This is a genomic window from Pseudomonas frederiksbergensis (assembly GCF_001874645.1).
Taxonomy (GTDB): Bacteria; Pseudomonadota; Gammaproteobacteria; order Pseudomonadales; family Pseudomonadaceae; genus Aquipseudomonas; species Aquipseudomonas frederiksbergensis_B.
The window spans coordinates 4592001-4612606 of the sequence record NZ_CP017886.1 but is presented as its reverse complement, the minus strand read 5'-3'; the positions used below and the strand labels follow the sequence as shown (position 1 = coordinate 4612606).

Below are 20606 nucleotides of genomic sequence, written 5' to 3'. Positions count from 1 at the left end.
AAGAGATTTCAACGGAACGTGCCAGGCGCCTTGAATAACAGAGGCTGCGGTCTGGCGGGCCGACATTGCAGGCTGTCACAGGTAAACAATTGCGGGCGCTCAATGACATACCCTTGAGCGTAATCCACCCCGATCTCCAGCAATGCCTGCTCGATCTGGGGCGTTTCAACAAACTCGGCAATGGTGCGCTTACCCATGACATGACCGATGTGATTGATCACTTCGACCATTGCACGGTTAATCGGGTCGTCCAGCATATCCTTTACGAAACTCCCGTCGATCTTCAAGAAGTCTACAGGTAAATGTTTCAGATAAGCGAATGAGGACATACCGGCACAAAAGTCATCCAACGAAAAATGGCAACCTAACCCTTTGAGTTCATTAATAAATTTTATTGCACTGGCCAAATTGGAAATCGCGCTGGTTTCAGTGATTTCAAAACAAATCATTTCAGGCGGGATGGCATAGGTCGTGAACTTCTCACGCAGGAAGTGCAGAAAAGCCTCATCTCCGATGGTAATGCCAGACAGATTGATCGCGCACATGGCCAACGGCCCTTTGCGCTCCTGCGCGATGCCCTGCGCAATGATCCTGAAAACATTCTCGACCACCCAACGATCCAGGGACGTCATCAGGCCATAACGCTCGGCAGCAGGAATGAAACTGTCCGGCAGAATCATCCGCCCGGCTTCGTCATGCAGACGCAGCAGGATTTCGATATGCCCACCGCCCCGTTCTGTATGCCCCAGCGCAGCGATTTCCTGTGAGTACAGGCAGAAACGGTTCTCTTCGAGCGCCATGTGCAGGCGCTGGATCCAGGCCATCTCGCCAAAGCGCAGGGACAACTCGGAATCGTCAGCATGATAGACCTGCACCCGGTTGCGGCCCTTTTCCTTGGCCATGTAGCAAGCCATGTCTGCGGCACGCAACGAGGCTTCGAGAGTGTTCGGGGTTTGAATGATGTGCACCAGGCCAATGCTTACGGTGGTCACGAACGGCCGGTCTTTCCAGACAAAATGCAGGTTTTGCACTGTCTGACGCAGGCCCTCGGCGATTTTCTCCGAGGCTTCCGGCGAGCAGTTTTCCAACAGAATGCCGAACTCGTCACCCCCCAATCGGGCCAAGGTGTCACCTTCGCGCAAACCCGACTGCAACAGCGCACAGATATGCCGCAACAGCTCATCACCCGCAGCATGTCCGCAGGTGTCGTTGACCAGTTTGAATTGATCCAGATCGAGGAACATCAAGGCATGTCGGCCAGGTTGGCGCGTCAGGTTGTGCAGCGCCTGCTCCAGGCGATATTCGAATTCGCGGCGGTTGGCCAGCCCGGTTAGCGCGTCGTGGGTGGCCTGCCAGGAAAGATTGGCGATGTACTGCCGTTCCTGGGTCATGTCATGCAACACCAGCACCGTGCCACTGACTTTGCCGGCATTGCGAATCGGCGCCCCCACCAGCGTGACCGAAACCGTGCTGCCATCCAGCCTCTGAATCAGCTTGGAATGCTCACTGCCGCCGCTGAGCTGGCCACTGAGAATATGCTCGATCAGTGTAAAGCCATCCGCCTGGGCATTTTCATCCAGTAGATTGAACAATGCCGCCAGCGGCAGCCCGATCGCCTGTTCAGCCTTCCAGTGAGTCAATTCCTCGGCTGCCGGGTTCATGTAAGCGATGGCGCCTTCAACGTCGGTGGTGATCACGCCATCGCCAATAGACTGCAAGGTGATTTGCGCGCGTTCCTTTTCCAGTTGCAAGGCATTGGCAAACGCGTGGCGTTGCGCCAGAAGCTTATGGGTCCGCAAGAGTGCCAAGGCAATCAACCCCAACGCCGTGGCCAGGTTGGTGAACAGCAACAACCGCAGAATCAGCCGCGACCCCTCGCCCAATGCGTCGCTGAAGGCTTTGGCGGCGGGTGTCACCTCTTCGTTGATGGCAAATATTCGGGCTTTCCAGCGCTGAATGTCGGCGTCGCTCGCCCGGTCGCTGGCAATGCGCCGATGCATTTCAAGGGCGACGTTATCGAGCTGCACCAGGTAAGCATCACCCACGGTCCAGCGATCGATAGCGGTTTCCAGGTAACTGAAATGCCGGAAGTTCAGGTACAGCCAAATCAGGCTTGAAACGTCATCGGGATGGTTACCACCCTTGAGGATACCCCGCCTGGCGGCCTCAAGATCAGGCGGTTGATGATCCAGCGCGACCCGCAGTTCATGCCCGCCCTGGGGAACTGAAATAGCATTCTGGTACTTGAGGAAAATCGACTCGTCGCGACTGTCAGCGTAGAGATTGAGGTAATAGATAGCGTCTTTCTGACCCTTGGACCACAGACTTTCTCCGGCAACGTAGCCGCGAACCGCCGACAAAACGTACAGGCTGACGCCGCCCAACAGGGCCTGAAATAACACGACGGCGATAAATGGCCAGACGATGCCCAACAACCGTGGCGTTCCGAGAGTCCGCGCTTGATTCATGAGGTCCCTTGATTTAGTACTGCTCAATCGCGATCCGGACGAACTCGCTACCGCTAGACTAGGGGGCGTTCTACGTCCCTGCAAGTGAGAACCTGCGGTCTCCAGCAAGTGCCCGCAATAATAAATAAAAACACCCTTCGATCCCCTCGATATACATATACCGCACGGCCTCCATCCAAGCTCGTTGTAATCGGTAGCCATCACCCCTGTAGACCCACAGGGAAGCACCCGAAACAACACAGGAAAAGCCGTATCATGCAAACAGCCCCTTCAAAAGGCGATTCAAGCGTCCCAACCACCTCATCCCCCACCACCGCTCAAGCCCACTCAGGTCAACTCCAGGACTATGAACTGCTATTAACTGCTTTGCGCAGGGAAGTGGGTTCGCTATCTCGATTTTCACAAACGCTACTCAGGCCAAGCGCTTTTTCACCCCTGGATCAGGAAAACGAAACCGGCCAAGGTGCGTTACAGCAATTGATCAAGGATTCCGACTACCGGACATTGTGTCAAAAAAACAAAGTGTCGCCGGACTATTTGATCGTCACTTTGAAAGACGAGGCCTTTGTCTACGAAACATCGAATCGCGACGGAGCAGACAAGACCGAACTGACCCTGACAGGAAACGCGACATGGCAGGGACTTCAAACCCAAATTGAAAAGTCCGTCCCTTTGATGGGTGGACAAATTCGCTATGACCGCCTTGTCTCGGTACCCAGGATTGCCACATTTTACGGAATGACGCCGTGGGATCCGACCCACACTGCTGACCATCAAGCCGCCAGCGACGCCCTTAGAGAAAAGATCGCAAGCTACAAGTTGGGGCTTGAAGAAGATTTCAACATAATGGATCTGAAGCGAGTTCTTTCCAGCGAAGATCGCCAGGTTGTGTTTCAAGGCGTCCCGACAGCCGATTCTCATGACGAACTGCATGTTCAGTTCATGTCGGGGAAAATCAAAAACGCCATCCAAACGTTTCTGCCTGATGGGGTCACATCCCCACTGACCCATCTGGCCAATGACATTCTTGAATCGGCCACGCCTGAAAGGGTTCGTGCGCTGCCAACTGTTTTCCTGAAAAGAGTCCTGCAAAGCCCAGACGCCAGGAAACTGGGAGAGCACTTGCTATCAACGATGGATTGGTACGGCGCAAAGCCCGGTGAAGAGAGCTCGCCTCACATTCGCGTCAAGGTGATAGCCAACGCGTTGCAGATCTGGTTCAAATCGCAACTTATTGAATATCCCGACAGTATCGCCGGTTACGATCTGCAATCGCGCTCAAACTATGGAAAGAGCTATCAGGATATCCGGGCGGAATTTGAAAGGCATTTGTTAACGTCTAAACGGGCTGTTTCGGAAAAAGAAGCCATTGTCATGGCGAGGTTGTACCTCAGCCAATTTCCAGCCGAGTTCCGCATCACCGACATTCCAACAGATCTGCCTTATAAAAGTTCTGCTGTCTGGGTCAATTTTGTTCATGGTCTGAGTCTGGCCGAAGCCAGGGTGCCTGATCGGGTCCGGCACATGTCTTTTCAGCAACTGGTCGACTTTCCTCTACAACAATCTATCGAGGCCAGCGCAGAAGAGCTCGAGATCATTGCCTGCTGCAGAATTCCTCCTGCTCTCGATTGGGCAAACGCCAATGGCGTTGTTCGTGAGCGAGCGGACTCCACATACAGCGATGAGGAACAAGAACGAGCACTGACAGCACTTGAAAAACACACTGACGCTTTGAAAAAAGCGATCCAGGCACTCGACGCAGATCCACCGAAAAGAACCGAACTCGCCGAAGGAGAAATGTGGCAACTTTTCGGACACCCGTTGTTTATCTCTGACGGGCGCATGTTGATTCAGGATTTCGGAGACGATAACAGCGGTGGGTTCATTCAAACACCCACGCTAAAGGAAAAAACCTACTCCTTTAGAGACGTCTACATGTCGGGGATGCTTCGCACCAAGAAGTGGTTCGTGACAGCGCGGGACGGACAAACCAAAACGACCGCCCGGATCCAGATCAATGCAGACGGTGAAGTCATTACCACATCGAAGTGGATTCTTGACGCCGTACAGCAACGTAAGTTGCCTGACTTGGAAAAGTTATTTACATCGCAATTCAACGCATACCTTTCTTCAAGTAAAAGCGCGTACCAAACCGTACTGGAGAGCCTATTTTCTTCACTTCCTCATGATAATCGTCAAGCGATCGAGTATGGGGAGGTAAAGGTCTATACTTTACGTCGAGCGACCAGTGATAGAACACTGAAAAATGAAACGCCCGCCATCACACTACCGCTTAGACTTCGAATGGGCTTCATTGTGGAAATGAGTCATAACGGCAAAACTTCTTATTACGAGTGTTTACCTCGGGTGGGAATTATTCGAAAACGCGAAGACTTTTCGGCCAGCATGCTTAACGGAAAACTGAATTCAGAAACTGTCGACGCCGTTTATGTGGATGAAACTATTACAGTGCGACGTGCCAAGGGGATTCCCTTCGATTGGGCCGCCCATGAAACCGGCAGCCAGCCCCAAAAAAACGCTTCATGTGACGCCATTATTGATCAATTTGGCGAGGCGTTTACTGCTATTACCCCTGATGGCTATCCAATACCTATCTCTTCCAACCGCGCCTCAGAAGTAGCCATATTCATTTCAAAAAAATTCTTTTACTACGATGAAGACAAGCTTCTGGACGCCGCAAGAGCCGAAACAGAGTTGGAGCGCAAGGCCAAGCGCCCCCATTGGCTTCATTCGGTGAAGGACTTCCTGCCGTTCTACGGCAGTATTCAGGATCTGAATTCGGAGGATCCCAATAGAAAAGCATGGGGCATATTTGGTTTGCTCGTCGACATCGCCTCGTTCGCCTTTCCCATTGGAAAGTTTGTTTCAGGCACGGCAAAACTGGCATCTACGGCGGCACGATCAGGTTATCGAGCCGCACTTCCGAAGTTTTCCACGTTGTCCAGAAAGCTGCTGGTGTCCTCTGCGCAAAACCTGAACCCCATTGATGGTTTGCCATCACTGTTCAAAGGGACTGCACGCGGTGTGTACCGCGTGAACACATTTGCATTGAGAGCAGCGGTAAAAAAAATCGAGAGGCTGGCCGGACGATCGGGCAGGTATGACTTTGTCAACGGACTACCGCAGATTACCGATCCAGGTCGCTATCGATTATTGGCTGCTACTGATGATCTGGCGTCCATCAAGGGCATTGACGACGTACCTGTACGCAACGTCGGCAGCTCCGCTTCAGCCGACTTCAGGATGATCGACCCGATTTCCGCCAAGCCCTATGGACCGCGTCTGGCCAGCAATAGTGACAACCTTTCGTTAGGCCGGTCTGCCTACCAGACCCTGGCGAAAACCGATCACCACATCACCGTGGAACTGGCGGAAAAAGCCAAGGTTCGCGAAGTATTGGAAGTCGACGGCCGGACGACGATGTTTATCGACGACGTACCGTATCGACTGGATGGCGACACGCTGCGCCGCGTAGGCATGTTTGATGACAGCGCCGCACTGAAGCTTATCCCCTGCCGCCCGCGCCGTGCACCAGAGGGGACCACCTGCCCTATCAGCTACGTCAATGGAAAACCCTTCGCCACCCCTACTGCCGGCTCGTTCGATGAAACCAAAGATTACGCCCCATGGTTCGGCGACCGGATATCCACCCCAGACGCCAGACCGGGCCAGGACCAGAGTTTTCTGGCCCTTGACGGGGTTGTTTATCAGGGATCGGGGAACACCCTGACGAAGTTCGACGGAGACCTGACAACACTGGGCTTCAGCAAGAAGTGGTTAGTCCCTAACAAGACCATCCCGGCAACACTGGAATTCCAGAAGGGAATTTACGGACGCATCATGGTCAAGGGCACTTATGAAGGTGCTAACGATTCGCACAAAGTCGGAGCGATTGTGGCGCAGTCCCTCGATGAATCGACGACCTATGTTTTCACCCGGCTCAATACAGACAAGTACTACGTCGCGACGCTGTTAAAAGGGCAAGACCTGCGCGAACCACTGGTGCTGAATCGGTTATTGAAAGCCGATGTGGCCCCTGGCACCGTAGGTGCAGAACTGCAGCGGGTGTACACCGGCTCCCTGAGCGCCAACAACATCGCACGCATCCACGGCGTCGACGCACTTGAACGCGCGATGAAGACCATGGATGAAATCGCCATTCCCATCGGAACGACTGCCGCCCCGACCAGCAACATGAAATGGTTGAAGGTCGACACGAGTCCAAGTGAGGCATTGATGTTCGATCACTCGACCCGAATGATTGTCACCAAACTGGAGAACGGTGCGACAACCTGGTCACGCAGCAAGGTAGCACCAGAAGCCTTCCGTCAAAGAACAGTGGAAATTTTCGATACGTTGTTCCTTGAGCCGTCCATCACGCTAAAAAATGCAGACAGCGCCTTGCGAATCGATAGCACGATGAAAAAGCTCCACGACCTGATCCCTCGTAAACAGCGCCCGCGCAATCCGAGGAACATCGCCTACGCGGAAGTGACCAAAACCGACGGAAAACGGGAGGTTTACGTCAGCGTTTCGGGAGCGCAGGGGGCGACCGGACATCTGCCATTGTTCAAGAGGAATCTGGGGGCGGATCAGATCAACGTGGACGAAACGACCTATTTCAATATCGATATGAACGAGGTATTTCCCAGCACCTCACTTCACGTAACTGACCAAGGCAAGCTACTCGCAATACCACCGACAATTAAAAATGTCGGGAGCTACTACCCGGCACTGAGCCACAAACCCACGTCACTGGACAGCGAAAGTAAATTGATCAGCGTGATCCGTGAAAAATACCCCGATACCCAAACGATCAAATCGGTCGACGTCGCCACCACCATGCCACCCTGCGATTCCTGCTCGGTGGTGCTCAAGGAGTTCGGATACGACGGAGGGGGAAATGCCCTGAACGTTTTGTGGCACTAATCTATAGCTGCTGCAAATGCCCATATAACTTGGCGTACAAACCACCATCAGCAATCAACTGCTGATGGTCGCCATCTTCAGCTATGTGGCCGCCATCGAACACCAGTACCCGGTCCGCCTGTTTTACCGCCGACAACCGGTGGGCAATGATCAGTGTTGTGCGACCGCTGAGAAACCGCGCGAGCGCCTGATGGAGGTTGTATTCGGTGGCGGCGTCCAGCGCTGAAGTGGCCTCATCGAGGACCACGACCTTGGGTTCGGCCAGCACCATGCGCGCAATGGCCAGGCGCTGGCGTTGGCCGCCGGACAAACGCACACCGGAACGGCCAACGACGCTGTCCAGGCCTTGCGGCAATGCCTTCACCGTCGCGTCGAGCTGGGCGATTTCCAGCGCCTGCCAACAGGCTTCATCGCTGCGCTCGCGGCCCATGCTCAGGTTGGCCCGGATGGTGTCGTTGAACAGCGCCGGGTGTTGCAAGACCACCGCGACATTCTCGCGCACGGTTTCCAGGCCGATGTCCTGTTGAGTGGCGCCACCAAAACGGATGCTGCCCGATTGCGGCGTATAGAGCCCCAAGAGCAATTGCACCAGTGTGCTTTTACCACCGCCGCTGGCGCCCACGATCGCGACTTTCTCGCCGGGGGCGATGGACAGGTTCATCTGATCCAGCACCCGCTCACCGCCGTAGCCGAAACTCAAGCCTTGCACCTCGATGCCCACCGTCTCGCGCCCTTTGAACGGGTCGACGCCACCTGAGTACTGCGGCTCATCGGCACGCGACAACAGCTCGTTGATTCGCGTCAGCGCACCGCCGGCCGCGTAATAGGCGTATTGCAGATTCAGCAGTTGTTCGACCGGCCCGATCATGAACCAGAGGTAGCTGAACACCGCGAGCATCTGACCGATGGACAAGTCGGAGAACAGCACGGTGAGCATCGCGGCGGCGCGGAAGATATCGATGCCAAACTGGAACAGCAAACCGCTGGCACGGCTCGAGGCGTCGCTTTTCCACTGTGAGTTGACGGCATAGTTGCGCACTTCCTGCGCCCGCAAGCCAAGCCGGCCAAGGAAGAAACCCTGACGATTGCCAGCGCGGATTTCCTGTATCGCGTCCAGGGTTTCGGTCAGCGCCTGAGTGAACCGGGAGGTGCTGTCATTTTCGAGTTTCTTCAGGTGCTTGACCCGTTTGCCCAACTGCACGGTGGCGTAGATCACCAGCGGGTTGAACAGCAGAATCAGCAGCGCCAGCTTCCAGTGCATCCACACCAGAATGCCCGCCGTGCCGACCAGCGTGAGCATCGCCACCAGAAAGCGGCTGAGGGTTTCGCCGACGAATTTGTCGAGCGTGTCCAGGTCGGTAACCAGGTGCGTGGTCACCGTGCCGCTACCCAGACTTTCGTATTCGCCAAGGGAAATGCGCTTGAGCCGTTCGATCAGCCGCACACGAATGCGATAGACGATGTCCTTGGCCAGACCTGCAAACAGACGCGCCTGCAAGACGTTGAACATCAATGCACCGCAACGCAGGGTCAAGGTCACCAGCAACATCAAACCGATATAACCGGCAGCGCTTTGCCAGCCAGTAGGCAGCGCGTGGTTCATGACTTTCAGTGCGGCGTCACCATGCCCCAGCAGCACTTCGTCTACCAGCAATGGCAGCAGTAAAGGGATCGGCACACTGCACAGGGTTGCCAATACGGCGATGCCGTTGGCGATCCACAAGGATTTTTTATGCTGAAGCGCCAGACGACGGATTTCCGCCCAACTCAGCCGATCGACCCGCGTGGGCTGTTGCACATCATCGGGTTGCTCATACACAGGCAGCGCGCTCCAGCCAACGGCCGAGCAACGGTGACAGATCGCTGAGCGGTTGGTAGCCATTGGTCAATAGCGCCAATTGACCATTGCGCTCGGCCAGCAAGGTCGGGAAGCCGGCGATGCCCAGATCCTGAACCCAGGTGAAGTCTGCCGCCGTAGCCGCGTGCTGATCGGCACGGTCGAAAGCTGCGGCGAACTCGATACGTGGCAAACCGGCTTGTTCGGCCAGCTCCACCAACACGCTGGCGCGGGTGACGTCACGACCCTCGACATAAAAAGCCTGCTGGATGAGTTTGAGCAACTTCCAGGCACAATCCGGCGCCAGGCTGCGCGCCGTCACCAGCGCGCGGCAGGCCGGCTCAGTGTCGTAGACAAAACCGTCGGGCAGCGCGCCTTCGAACTTGAACGGCTGGCCGGTGGCTTCGGTGACCGCCTGCCAGTGTTCGAGAATGTAGCGCCGGGTGGTGGGCTCCAGTGCCGCACCACTACCGGTGCGCAAACCGCCCACCACCAGATGCACTTCAACGCCCGCAGCCTGCGCCTGCTCGACCAAGGCCTCGGCCACCGGAGCGAAGCCCCAGCACCAGGAGCACATCGGATCCATTACATAGAGCAGGCGTGCGGACATGGTTCAGGCCTCGGTGTTTGATTGCTTGTAGTTGTAACCAATCGGGTGCGGCTGATTACGGGCCTTGGCCAGTTCGATCTGTTTCTGCCGGTCGATCGCACTGCGACGGGTCTTCTCACTCAGCTTATCCCAGCAATGCGGGCAGCTGATGCCGGCGACGTAGTGCTCGGATGCGCGGTCTTCCACGCTCACTGGCGTACGACAGGCATGACATTGATCGTAGTCGCCTTCACTCAAGTCGTGGCGAACGGTGACGCGGTTATCGAACACAAAGCAGTCGCCCTGCCATTTGGTTTCTTCCTGCGGCACCTCTTCGAGGTACTTCAGGATTCCGCCCTTGAGGTGGAAGACTTCATCGAAGCCCTGGCTGAGCATGTAGCTCGAAGCCTTTTCGCAACGAATGCCGCCGGTGCAGAACATCGCGACCTTCTTGTGCCTGGCCGGATCGAAGTTGGCTTTGATGTAGTCGGGGAACTCGCGAAAACTGGTGGTTTTCGGATCGATCGCGCCTTCGAAGGTGCCTATCGACACTTCGTAGTCGTTGCGGGTATCGATCAGCAGCACTTCAGGGTCGCTGATCAAGGCGTTCCAGTTCTGCGGATCAACGTAGGTGCCGACCTTCTTGTTCGGGTCAACGCCTTCAACACCCAGGGTGACGATCTCTTTCTTGAGTTTAACCTTGGTGCGGTAGAACGGCTGCTCATCGCAGTACGACTCTTTGTGGTCGATGTCGTCCATGCGCGGGTCGTTCTTGAGCCAGGCCATCAGCCCGTCGATGCCTTCGCGGCTACCGGAAACCGTACCGTTGATGCCTTCTTCGGCAATCAGCAAGGTGCCTTTGATGCCGTTGTCGACCATCGCCTGCAACAGTGGTTCGCGCAAGGCGACGTAATCTTCAAGGGTGACGAACTTATACAGTGCCGCCACGACAATCTGTTGTGTCATGGATGATTCTCCAGGTGGCTACCCGCGTAAGGGGTGAACCGGATGCGAAAAAAAACGCGCCGGCTAAGCGGCGCGTTGCGGATTCTAGCAAAAACTGTTGCGATTGGCTGCAGACCGTCAAGATCGCAGCCTGCGGCATCGCCTACAAAGCCCAGCCTTGCGCAACCCCGTAGGAGCTGCCGCAGGCGGCGATCTTTTGATCTTAATGCTTGCTACCGCCAGCGCAGGTCGGCGAGGCAGGTGCCGCGCCGGTCTTCGCCCACTCCTCAGGCGTATAGGTATGCAGCGCCAACGCATGGAATTCGCCCATCAGGTCACCCAACGTGGCGTAGACCTTCTGGTGACGCTTGACGCTGTTGAGCCCGGTAAACTGCTCGCTGACCACCACGGCCTTGAAGTGGGTTTGCAACCCACGGCTGTGCATATGGCTTTCGTCCAGCACATCCAGATGCGCAGGTTGCAAAGCGCTCAGCGCCGATTCAATACGTTGTTGCATGGTCATTGGGGGCTCCGCTCAAGGCTTTTTCTTGGCTGGAGCGGCGGCGTCTTTCGGCGTCAGCTCGGCAGTCATGTCAGCCAGCAGTTTGTTGACCACAGGCACCGCGCTTTCCAGTTTGGCTTGAGTCATCTGGGCCGATTGTTGAGTCAGCTGAGGCATTTTTTCCAGGACTTTCTTGCCCAGTGGCGACTGGTAGAACGCGACCAGATCCTTGAGTTCGGATTCACTGAAGTTGGTGGTGTAGAGCTTGACCATGTCCGGCTTCAGTTTGTTCCAGCCAATGGCCTGGTCCAGAGCAGCGTTGGCCTTGGCCTGGTAGGTTTCCAGCAGGGCTTTTTTCGATTCTGGCGCTTTGGTTTGTTCAAAGCGCTGGGCGAACATTTGCTGCACTTGCATGTACACCGGAGTGCCCAGTTTGTCAGCGTGCGCCAGGGTCAGGAAAGCTTCGGCACTGGCGTTGTGGCTGGCGGTATCGGCGAAAACCTGGCCGCTGGCACAGACCAGAGCAACCGCGGTACAGATGGCACGAAGACGAGTCATCGAGTTTCCTTTTCTAGCAGGCGAGGTAAAACCCCAAGGGGCGCCATTCTGCGCCTAAAAAACTCGTGCGCTCAACCCCTCCCCCTTGCCAGGCCTGATTTTCAGGAGCGAACGGTAGAAAAAACGACTGATGGAACCCCAAGCGCCAATCACGGCCTAAACTGCGCTATCAGACCTACAGGAATGTGACCGATGAGCCGTATCGAAACCGACAGCCTTGGCCAAGTGGAAGTCCCGGATGAAGCCTACTGGGGCGCTCAGACGCAGCGCTCGCTGATCAACTTTGCGATCGGCAACGAACGCATGCCGCTGGCTGTACTGCATGCCCTGGCCCTGATCAAGAAAGCCGCAGCGCGGGTCAATAATCGCAATGGTGATCTGCCCGCCGACATTGCCCGGCTGATCGAACAGGCCGCCGACGAGGTGCTCGACGGCCAGCATGACGACCAGTTCCCGCTAGTGGTCTGGCAGACCGGCAGTGGCACCCAAAGCAACATGAACGTCAACGAAGTGATCGCCGGTCGCGCCAACGAACTGGCCGGCAACCCCCGTGGCGGCAAGGTCCCGGTGCACCCCAACGACCATGTCAATCGCTCGCAAAGCTCCAACGACTGCTTCCCCACCGCCATGCACATCGCCACGGTGCAGGCGGTGCAACAGCATCTGTTGCCGGCGATCTCTGAACTCTCCGGAGGTTTGGCAGAGCTGGCAGCCCGACACATGAACCTGGTGAAGACCGGTCGCACGCATTTGATGGATGCCACGCCGATCACCTTCGGCCAGGAGCTTTCGGCGTTCATCGCGCAGCTCGATTACGCCGAACGCGCCATCCGCAGCGCCTTGCCCGCCGTCTGCGAGCTGGCTCAAGGCGGCACTGCGGTGGGGACCGGCCTGAACTCGCCCCATGGCTTTGGCGAGGCGATTGCCTCCGAACTGGCCGCCCTCTCAGGTCTGCCGTTTATCACCGCGCCGAACAAGTTTGCCGCGCTGGCCGGGCATGAGCCGCTGACCAGCCTGTCGGGCGCGCTGAAAACCCTCGCCGTGACCCTGATGAAAATCGCCAACGACCTGCGCTTGCTGGGTTCCGGGCCGCGGGCCGGTTTTGCCGAGGTCAAGCTGCCCGCCAACGAGCCCGGCAGTTCGATCATGCCGGGCAAGGTCAACCCGACTCAGTGCGAAGCGCTGTCGATGCTCGCCTGTCAGGTGCTGGGCAACGACGTGGCGATTGGTTTCGCCGCGAGCCAGGGTCACCTGCAACTGAACGTGTTCAAGCCGGTGATCATTCACAACCTGCTGCAATCGATCCGCTTGCTCGGCGATGGCTGCAGTAACTTCCAGCAGCATTGCATCGCGGGCCTCGAGCCGGACGCCGAGCAGATGGCCGCTCACCTGGAACGCGGTTTAATGCTGGTGACAGCGCTGAACCCACACATCGGCTACGACAAATCCGCCGAAATCGCCAAGAAAGCCTATGGCGAAGGGCTGACCCTGCGCGAGGCAGCGTTGCAGCTGGGTTATCTGACGGATGAGCAGTTCGATGCCTGGGTAAGGCCAGAGAATATGCTGGAGGCCGGGAAGCAGGGTTAATAATCCGTAGGCGCTGGCGAAGCCTGCGATCTTTTGCGCGCGCTGACGGTAAATGCCGAGCCCATTGAAAAGATCGCAGCCTGCGGCAGCTCCTACGAGTTATTCACAAGCCGCATCCGCCGGGCCTTGAGCCCGGCGATCAGCGACGGCCCCAACGCGACGAGTGCAGAACCCAGCACCACCAGCACTGCACCGCCGTACGCCAGGCGGTTGATCTGTTCGGCACGCACATAATCGGGCCATAACCAGGCGGCCAGCGCCACGGCCGCGAAGGTCACCAACGGTGTGATGGCGAGCGTCGCACTGACCCTCGACGCCTCCCAATGGGCCAACGCCTCGGCAAAAGCGCCATAGGCAATCAGTGTGTTCAGGCAGCACGCCAGCAGCAACCAGCCTTGCAGCGGGCTCAGTTGCAAGGCTTCCAGTGGACGCACCCACGGCGTCAGCAACAAGGCGCAAAACAGGTAGATCACCATCATCACCTGCAACGAATTCCACACCGACAGCAGTTGTTTCTGGCCCAGCGCATAGAAGGTCCAGACGGTCGACGCCGCCAGCACCAGCAACACGCCTGCGGTGTAATCACTCAACGACGTCAGCAACTCGCTCAGCCGCTGATTGAAAAACAGCCCGAAGCCCAACAACAGCACCAGCAGGCCCATCCCCTGCCCCACGCTGAAACGCTCCTTGAACACAAACAGACTGGCGATCAGCAACAGGATCGGGCCCATCTGCACCACCAACTGCGCGGTCCCCGGACTCAACAGGTTCAGGCCCATCAGGTACAGCACGTAATTGCCCACCAACCCGAGTACCGCCATCAGTACCAGCCAGCCACCTTTAGGCCCGAGCGCTCGTCGGCTCGGCAGACGTCTGGTCGCTGCCAGATAAAGGAACAGCACGCTGCCGGACACCATCAATCGAAACCAGGTCACCGTGACCGGGTCCATCACCAGCAGCACTTGCTTGAGTTTGATCGGCAGGACTCCCCACAAAAACGCAGTCAGCAAGGCGAGGAACAGACCATAAACCCAGCGACCGGAAGAAATGTGCATGGAAACCCCAAAGGCCAACGGCGAGAAAACCCATTCTAGGCTGCCGTCGAGGCATCACACAGGGACAGTTGGCGACAAGCCGCAAATGAAACGGTATCGGTCGCACCGATAAATTGACGGTCTGCCGCTGATCGGATGATCAGGCACTTCAAGTGATTCGGACATAAGCTGATTTTGTTCCGACTCAAGGTCCGCTCAAGGAGACCGCCATGTACGGCATGCGTGCCCAAGACACCACCCCTGCCACGCACTTTCGCAGTGCCCGGTTGTGTCGGGTGAATGGTGATTTGTACTTCAGTACCCGGGAGAACACCCAGGAAGGACCGTTCGCCAGCCATGAAGCGGCCGAGCGGGAGATTCGTGCGTACATCGAGCGGATGCAGTTTCGCACATGAACGCATGACCGCAGCGCCTGCATCGCGAGCAAGCGGAACGCCGCCTGGCCGCTCCCACCGCTCGCGTATGCAAACCCATCGGACTACTTCTTGTCCTTTTTCAACTTCTTCTCGTGCTTGTCGGATTTCTCGAAGGCGTCTTCCAGCGCGCGGTTGAGGGTGCGCAGCACTTTGACCCGGGCCCAGCGCTTGTCGTTAGCTTCCACCAGGGTCCAGGGCGAGACCTCGGTGCTGGTGCGGTCAACCATATCGCCGACGGCAGTCCGGTAGTCGTCCCACTTCTCGCGGTTGCGCCAGTCGTCTTCGGTGATCTTGAAGCGCTTGAAGGGAATTGTTTCGCGCTCCTGGAAACGCTCCAGCTGGGTCTGTTTGTCGATGGCCAGCCAGAATTTGACCACGATCACCCCGGACGCGCTGACCTGCTCTTCGAAATCGTTGATTTCGCCATAGGCTCGCATCCAGTCGGCCGGGCTGCAAAAGCCCTCGATGCGTTCCACCAGCACCCGGCCGTACCAGGAACGGTCAAAAATGGTGAATTTGCCCCGTGCAGGAATCTGTCGCCAGAAACGCCAAAGATAGGGCTGGGCACGCTCATCCTCGGTGGGCGCGGCAATCGGCACGATGCTGTACTGGCGCGGGTCGAGTGCGGCAGCCACACGACGAATCGCCCCGCCCTTGCCCGCAGCGTCATTGCCCTCGAATACCGCGACCAGTGCGTGTCGACGCATGCGTTTGTCGCGCATCAGGCCGGATAAGCGCGCCTGTTCGGTAACCAGTTGCTCCTCGTAATCGTTCTTTTCCAGCCGCTGGCTCATGTCCAGACTACCCAGCAGGCTCTTTTGATCGACACTCGCCAGCAGCGGCGCGGCGCTGACTTTGTCCGGGCGAACCTTGGGCCGTTCGAGGGCGTGTTGCAGACCATCGAGCAGGATCTTGCCAACCGTCAGACTGCGGTAATGGGCGTCCACGCCTTCGATCACATGCCAGGGCGCGTAGTCACGGCTGGTCCGGCGAATCACGCGCTCGCCGTATTTCACGAACTTGTCGTAGGTTTGCGATTGCTGCCAGTCCAGCGGGCTGATGCGCCAGCTGTGCAACGGGTCGTCCTGCAAGGCCTTGAGGCGCGCCTTCATTTGTTGCTTGGACAGGTGAAACCAGAACTTGAAGATCAGCGCGCCTTCATCGCAGAGCATTTTCTCCAGGCGCTCGGTCTGATTGATCGCTTGATCAAGCACCGCGTCCTTGAACTCACCATGAACCCGCCCCTGCAGCATCTGGCTGTACCAGTTGCCAAAAAACACCCCCATCCGCCCCTTCGCCGGGAGCATCCGCCAATAGCGCCAGGCCGGTGGTCGCGCCAGCTCTTCATCGGTTTGCTGATCGAAAGTGCGCACTTCGATCAGTCGCGGGTCCATCCACTCATTGAGCAATTTGACCGTCTCGCCCTTGCCCGCGCCTTCGATCCCGTTGATCAGCACGATCACCGGAAAACGGCCCTGCTGCTGGAGGTCGAACTGGGCCTCGAGCAAAGCCTCACGCAGCGCGGGTACTTCAGCTTCGTAGGTTTCTTTATCAATCGCATGACCGATTTCGGCAGATTCGAACATGAGCGGCTCCCTTCCAAGATTGAGCAAGATTAGCGGATTGGCCGAGCGTTTGTCCGGGCATTCCAATCCGCGTTGCCATGGATCAATCGGCTTTGTCGCGATCGGCTAGAATGACCGCCTTGCTTCGCCTGAGCCGACCATGAATCCTGAAACACTGCCGAACCCCGTACCGCATGCCCAGCTCGACTGGGACGACCAAGGTCGCCCGCGCTCGCGGGTGTTTGACGACGTGTATTTCTCCGACCAGTCGGGCCTTGATGAAACCCGTTATGTGTTCATCGAGCAAAACCGCCTGAGTGAACGTTTTGCCGAACTGCCGGCCGGCGAAAGGTTGGTGATTGGCGAGACCGGTTTCGGTACCGGGCTGAATTTTCTCTGCGCCTGGCAGCTGTTCGAGCAGCAGGCTGTGGCTGGCGCACGGCTGCATTTCATCAGCGTCGAGAAGTACCCGCTGAGCCCAGCAGATATGCAACGGGCCCTGGCACTCTGGCCCGACCTCAAACCCTTTGCCGATCAGTTGTTGGCGCAGTACGTCGCCATCCACCAGGGCTTTCAGCGGCTGGTGCTGGACAATGGCCGCGTGACCCTGACGCTGTTGATCGGTGACGCGCTGGAGCAACTGCCACAGCTGGACGCGCAAATCGACGTGTGGTTTCTCGACGGTTTCGCCCCGGCGAAAAACCCTGACATGTGGACCGCCGAACTGTTTGCCGAACTGGCGCGTCTGGCGGCACCTGGTTCGACCATCAGCACCTTCACCAGCACCGGCTGGGTACGCCGCCTGCTTAATGCGGCGGGCTTCAAAATGCGTCGCACGCCGGGCATCGGTCACAAATGGGAAATCCTGCGTGGTGCATTCGTCGGCTGGCCGCAAGAGACACCGGCTCCGGCAACCGCCAAGCCATGGTTTGCTCGCCCGAATCAGGTTACCGGCGAGCGTCGTGCGCTGGTGATCGGCGCCGGGCTGGCCGGTTGCGCCAGTGCTGCCAGCCTCGCCGCGCGCGGTTGGCAGGTCAGCCTGCTGGAACGGCATGCCGATCTGGCGCAAGAAGCCTCGGGCAACCCCCAAGGCGTGCTGTACCTGAAACTCTCGGCCCACGGCACTGCGCTTTCACAATTGATCGTCAGCGGTTTCGGGCATACCCGGCGCCTGCTTGAACACTTGCAGCGGGGTGTTGATTGGGACGACTGCGGCGTGCTGCAACTGGCATTCAATGCCAAGGAGGCCGAGCGGCAGGCGCAACTGGCGGCGGCTTTCCCCGCTGATTTATTGCACCTGCTGGACCAGCCGCACGCGCAGGCCCAGGCCGGAATCGGCCTGGCCCACGGTGGGCTGTTCTATCCAGAAGGCGGTTGGGTTCATCCGCCGGCCCTGTGCCAGTGGCAAGCGTCGCCCCCCAATGTCCAACTGCTGGCGCACCGCGATGTTCTGGAACTGCGCAAGGTTGATGATCAATGGCAAGCCTGGGACGGCGAAACCCTGCTCGCCAGTGCGCCCGCGGTGGTACTGGCCGGCGCGGCGGAAATCAAACGCTTCGCGCAAAGTGCCGAGCTGCCGCTCAAACGCATTCGCGGGCAAATCACCCGATTGGCGCAAACCGCTGAAAGCCAGCGTCTAGCGACCGTGGTCTGCGCTGAAGGTTACGTCGCACCCGCACGTTTGGGTGAACACACCCTGGGCGCCAGCTTCGACTTCAAGAGCGACGACCTCACCCCGACGACCGCCGAACACCTCGGCAACCTTGAGTTGCTCGAGGAAATATCCAGCGATCTGGTCGCTCGCCTGCACGCCCGACAGCTGGACCCGGAACAGCTTCAAGGTCGCGCAGCATTCCGCTGCACCAGCCCCGATTACCTGCCAATCGTCGGCCCGTTGGCTGACAGCCAGGCGTTTGCCCAGGCCTACGCCGCACTGAGCAAGGACGCCCGACAGGTGCCGGACATCGCTTGCCCATGGCTCGACGGCTTGTACGTCAACAGCGGTCACGGTTCACGCGGATTGATCACCGCGCCGCTGTCTGGCGAGTTGCTGGCCGCGTGGCTGGACAACGAACCGTTGCCACTGCCCAGAAGCGTCGCCGAGGCCTGCCATCCGAACCGGTTTGCTTTGCGCAAGTTGATTCGCGGCAGCTGAATCGACAGCGCAATGCCGCCTTCCCCGCGTAGGAGCTGCCGCAGGCTGCGATCTTTTGATCTTAGGCGCCATTGAGGGCGCTAAAAAGATCGCAGCCTGCGGCAGCTCCTACTGGCCGTTGATGTTCATCCGCCGTAGGATCGCCGGATTGATGACCCGAGGTGCCTATGCTGATTCCCCACGACCAACTTGAAGTCAACACCCTGACCCGCCTGATCGAAGACTTCGTCACCCGTGACGGTACCGACAATGGCGACGAAACTCCGCTGGAAACCCGCGTGTTGCGGGTCCGCCATGCGTTGAGCAAAGGCCAGGCGCTGATTGTCTTCGATCCGGAAAGTCAGCAATGCCAGCTGATGCTCAAGCACGATGTGCCCAAGCACCTGTTTGACTGAGCAGCTATTTGACCGAGAGCTTCAGCTGCGTTTGCCCTGCGCCCGTTTGGCCTGAATGCGCTCATAGACTTCGGCGCGATACACGTTGATGTTTTGCGGCGCTTCGACACCGAACCGAACGCTGCTTCCGTTCACGGCGAGGATACGCACAGAGATGGTGTCGCCAATGGAGATCAATTCGCCCACAACGCGGCTGAGTACGAGCATGGCTCTAGTCCTTGAGGTTACCGGGCCTTGAAGATGACCGGCTGACGCCGGGTCTACAATGCAACAGCGGCAAAACAGTCCCCCCCTACGCAGCAAAACGACTCCTCTTACAGACTTTCCTTTCACCGCAATGCCAAGGACTCAAGGTGCAGTGAAGCGCGGGCCAAACAGTATGATGCTCGCGCCTAATACGCACAGCGCAACGCCCAGCCAATCCGAGCCCAGCGGCCGAATCCGCTCGACCACGCCGAGCCAGCCGATGGACGCGATGATGTAGATGCCGCCGTAGGCTGCATAAGCGCGGCCCGCGTAGGTCGATTCGACTTTGGTCAGCAGAATGGCGAACAGCGTCAGGCTCAGCAGCGCCGGCACGACCCACCAGGCGCTTTTGCCCTGCCGCAACCACATCCAGAAGGCGTAACAGCCAGCGATTTCGAACAACGCGGCGAGGAAGAACCACAGGTAATTGAGCATGCACACATCTCGTCAAGGCTGCCAGATGCGGCAACCCTAACGACGTGACCCGTTACTCGCAAGTTCAACTGGCGCTTTGCCTGGCCTTGGCGCGCATCTTGTCGGCCATTACGGTCATTTCGTTGTAGAGCAGTTGCGGGTTCTTCTGTTTGAGCGCCCAGGCCATACGACCCTGCTCGTGGGGCAGGATCATGAACTCGCCGGCGGCAACGTGCTGGTAGATGTAGTCGGCGATATCGCTGGCGGTAATCGGCGAGCTTTCGAGCAACTTGCCGACCTGGGCTTTCATCGCTGGGGTCGGGCCACGGAAGGAGTCCAGCAGGTTGGTCTGAAAGAACGACGGACAGACCACATGCACACTGATTTCCTGCTGTGCCAGTTCAATCAGCAGGCTCTCGGACAGTGCCACCACACCGGCCTTGGCCACGTTGTAGTTGCTCATGGCCGGCCCCTGCATCAACGCGGCCATCGAGGCAATGTTGATGATCTTGCCTTTGCTCTCTTCCAGCAGCGGCAGGAACGCCTTGCAGCCTTTGACCACGCCCATCAGGTTGATCGCAATCTGCCAATCCCAGTCTTCCAGCGACAGCTCACTGAAGAAACCACCAGAGGCCACACCAGCGTTGTTGACGATCACATCGATACCGCCCAGCTTCACCTCACAGGCTTGTGCGAAAGCGGTCAGCTGGCTGTAGTCGCGCACATCGCAACGCTGAATGAAACCATCACCACCGGCCTCGCGAACCTGTTTCAGGGTTTCTTGCAGACCCGACTCGCTGACATCGGACAAGGCCAACTGCCAACCTTCTCGAGCCCAGCGCAGAGCGATTTCACGACCCAGGCCGGACCCGGCACCAGTGATCATCATGCGATTTTGCATAGGGAGTTGCCTTGTTGTTCTGG

At 57.8% G+C, this 20606-nt stretch carries 16 protein-coding genes; 5 read left to right on the top strand and 11 right to left on the bottom strand.

Annotation, left to right across the window (positions count from 1 at the left end):
* Window positions 1-8: 8 nt before the first annotated feature.
* Complete coding sequence (locus tag BLL42_RS22180; protein ID WP_071554208.1) at window positions 9-2468, bottom strand: EAL domain-containing protein; 2460 nt, start codon at window positions 2466-2468, stop codon at window positions 9-11.
* 255 nt (window positions 2469-2723) lie between these two features.
* Here BLL42_RS22180 and BLL42_RS22175 point away from each other — a divergent pair, with 255 nt between their 5' ends.
* Window positions 2724-7418 carry a hypothetical protein gene (locus BLL42_RS22175; protein ID WP_071554206.1) on the top strand — a complete coding sequence of 1565 codons (4695 nt, stop codon included), beginning with the start codon at window positions 2724-2726 and terminating at the stop codon, window positions 7416-7418.
* Window position 7419: 1 nt separating this feature from the next.
* On the opposite strand, the gene BLL42_RS22170 is transcribed toward BLL42_RS22175, so the two are convergent.
* The 5 genes from BLL42_RS22170 to BLL42_RS22150 form a co-directional block, all read right to left on the bottom strand.
* Window positions 7420-9237 (bottom strand): ABC transporter ATP-binding protein, encoded by a 1818-nt coding sequence (locus tag BLL42_RS22170; protein ID WP_071554204.1) that lies wholly within the window; start codon window positions 9235-9237, stop codon window positions 7420-7422.
* Window positions 9230-9832, bottom strand: a complete 603-nt coding sequence (locus BLL42_RS22165; protein WP_174553372.1) for a DsbA family protein — start codon at window positions 9830-9832, stop codon at window positions 9230-9232. The genes BLL42_RS22170 and BLL42_RS22165 overlap by 8 nt, the downstream gene beginning before the upstream one ends.
* Before the next feature lie 36 nt (window positions 9833-9868).
* On the bottom strand, window positions 9869-10810 hold the full coding sequence (gene trhO / locus BLL42_RS22160) for an oxygen-dependent tRNA uridine(34) hydroxylase TrhO (RefSeq protein ID WP_019692998.1): 942 nt from the start codon (window positions 10808-10810) through the stop codon (window positions 9869-9871).
* Between the two features lie 202 nt (window positions 10811-11012).
* Window positions 11013-11312, bottom strand: a complete 300-nt coding sequence (locus BLL42_RS22155) for a BolA family protein (protein WP_071554200.1) — start codon at window positions 11310-11312, stop codon at window positions 11013-11015.
* Window positions 11313-11324: 12 nt separating this feature from the next.
* Complete coding sequence (locus BLL42_RS22150) at window positions 11325-11849, bottom strand: DUF2059 domain-containing protein (protein WP_054593477.1); 525 nt, start codon at window positions 11847-11849, stop codon at window positions 11325-11327.
* 192 nt (window positions 11850-12041) lie between these two features.
* Between BLL42_RS22150 and BLL42_RS22145 the strand changes: the two genes are divergently transcribed.
* Window positions 12042-13436, top strand: coding sequence for a class II fumarate hydratase (locus BLL42_RS22145; protein ID WP_071554198.1), 1395 nt, complete (start codon window positions 12042-12044; stop codon window positions 13434-13436).
* Between the two features lie 92 nt (window positions 13437-13528).
* Here the strand turns inward: BLL42_RS22145 and BLL42_RS22140 are convergent, their stop codons facing one another.
* Window positions 13529-14491, bottom strand: coding sequence for a DMT family transporter (locus BLL42_RS22140; RefSeq protein ID WP_071554197.1), 963 nt, complete (start codon window positions 14489-14491; stop codon window positions 13529-13531).
* Window positions 14492-14700: 209 nt separating this feature from the next.
* Between BLL42_RS22140 and BLL42_RS22135 the strand changes: the two genes are divergently transcribed.
* Window positions 14701-14886, top strand: coding sequence for a DUF6316 family protein (locus tag BLL42_RS22135; protein ID WP_071554196.1), 186 nt, complete (start codon window positions 14701-14703; stop codon window positions 14884-14886).
* Between the two features lie 83 nt (window positions 14887-14969).
* On the opposite strand, the gene pap is transcribed toward BLL42_RS22135, so the two are convergent.
* Window positions 14970-16493, bottom strand: coding sequence for a polyphosphate:AMP phosphotransferase (pap, locus tag BLL42_RS22130; RefSeq protein WP_071554194.1), 1524 nt, complete (start codon window positions 16491-16493; stop codon window positions 14970-14972).
* 139 nt (window positions 16494-16632) lie between these two features.
* Between pap and mnmC the strand changes: the two genes are divergently transcribed.
* Window positions 16633-18627 (top strand): bifunctional tRNA (5-methylaminomethyl-2-thiouridine)(34)-methyltransferase MnmC2/FAD-dependent 5-carboxymethylaminomethyl-2-thiouridine(34) oxidoreductase MnmC1, encoded by a 1995-nt coding sequence (mnmC, locus tag BLL42_RS22125; RefSeq protein ID WP_071554192.1) that lies wholly within the window; start codon window positions 16633-16635, stop codon window positions 18625-18627.
* A 167-nt stretch (window positions 18628-18794) separates the two neighbouring features.
* Entirely contained in the window at window positions 18795-19022 is a 228-nt protein-coding gene (locus BLL42_RS22120) for a YheU family protein (protein WP_071554191.1), read from the top strand.
* A 21-nt stretch (window positions 19023-19043) separates the two neighbouring features.
* On the opposite strand, the gene csrA is transcribed toward BLL42_RS22120, so the two are convergent.
* The 3 genes from csrA to BLL42_RS22105 all read right to left on the bottom strand — a co-directional run bounded on the left by csrA (window position 19044) and on the right by BLL42_RS22105 (window position 20583).
* Window positions 19044-19229 (bottom strand): carbon storage regulator CsrA, encoded by a 186-nt coding sequence (gene csrA / locus BLL42_RS22115; protein WP_071554189.1) that lies wholly within the window; start codon window positions 19227-19229, stop codon window positions 19044-19046.
* A 141-nt stretch (window positions 19230-19370) separates the two neighbouring features.
* Window positions 19371-19703, bottom strand: a complete 333-nt coding sequence (locus BLL42_RS22110; protein WP_071554187.1) for a YnfA family protein — start codon at window positions 19701-19703, stop codon at window positions 19371-19373.
* Between the two features lie 64 nt (window positions 19704-19767).
* Window positions 19768-20583: an SDR family oxidoreductase gene (locus BLL42_RS22105; protein WP_071554185.1), complete on the bottom strand. Its 816-nt coding sequence runs from the start codon at window positions 20581-20583 to the stop codon at window positions 19768-19770.
* Window positions 20584-20606 lie beyond the last annotated feature (23 nt).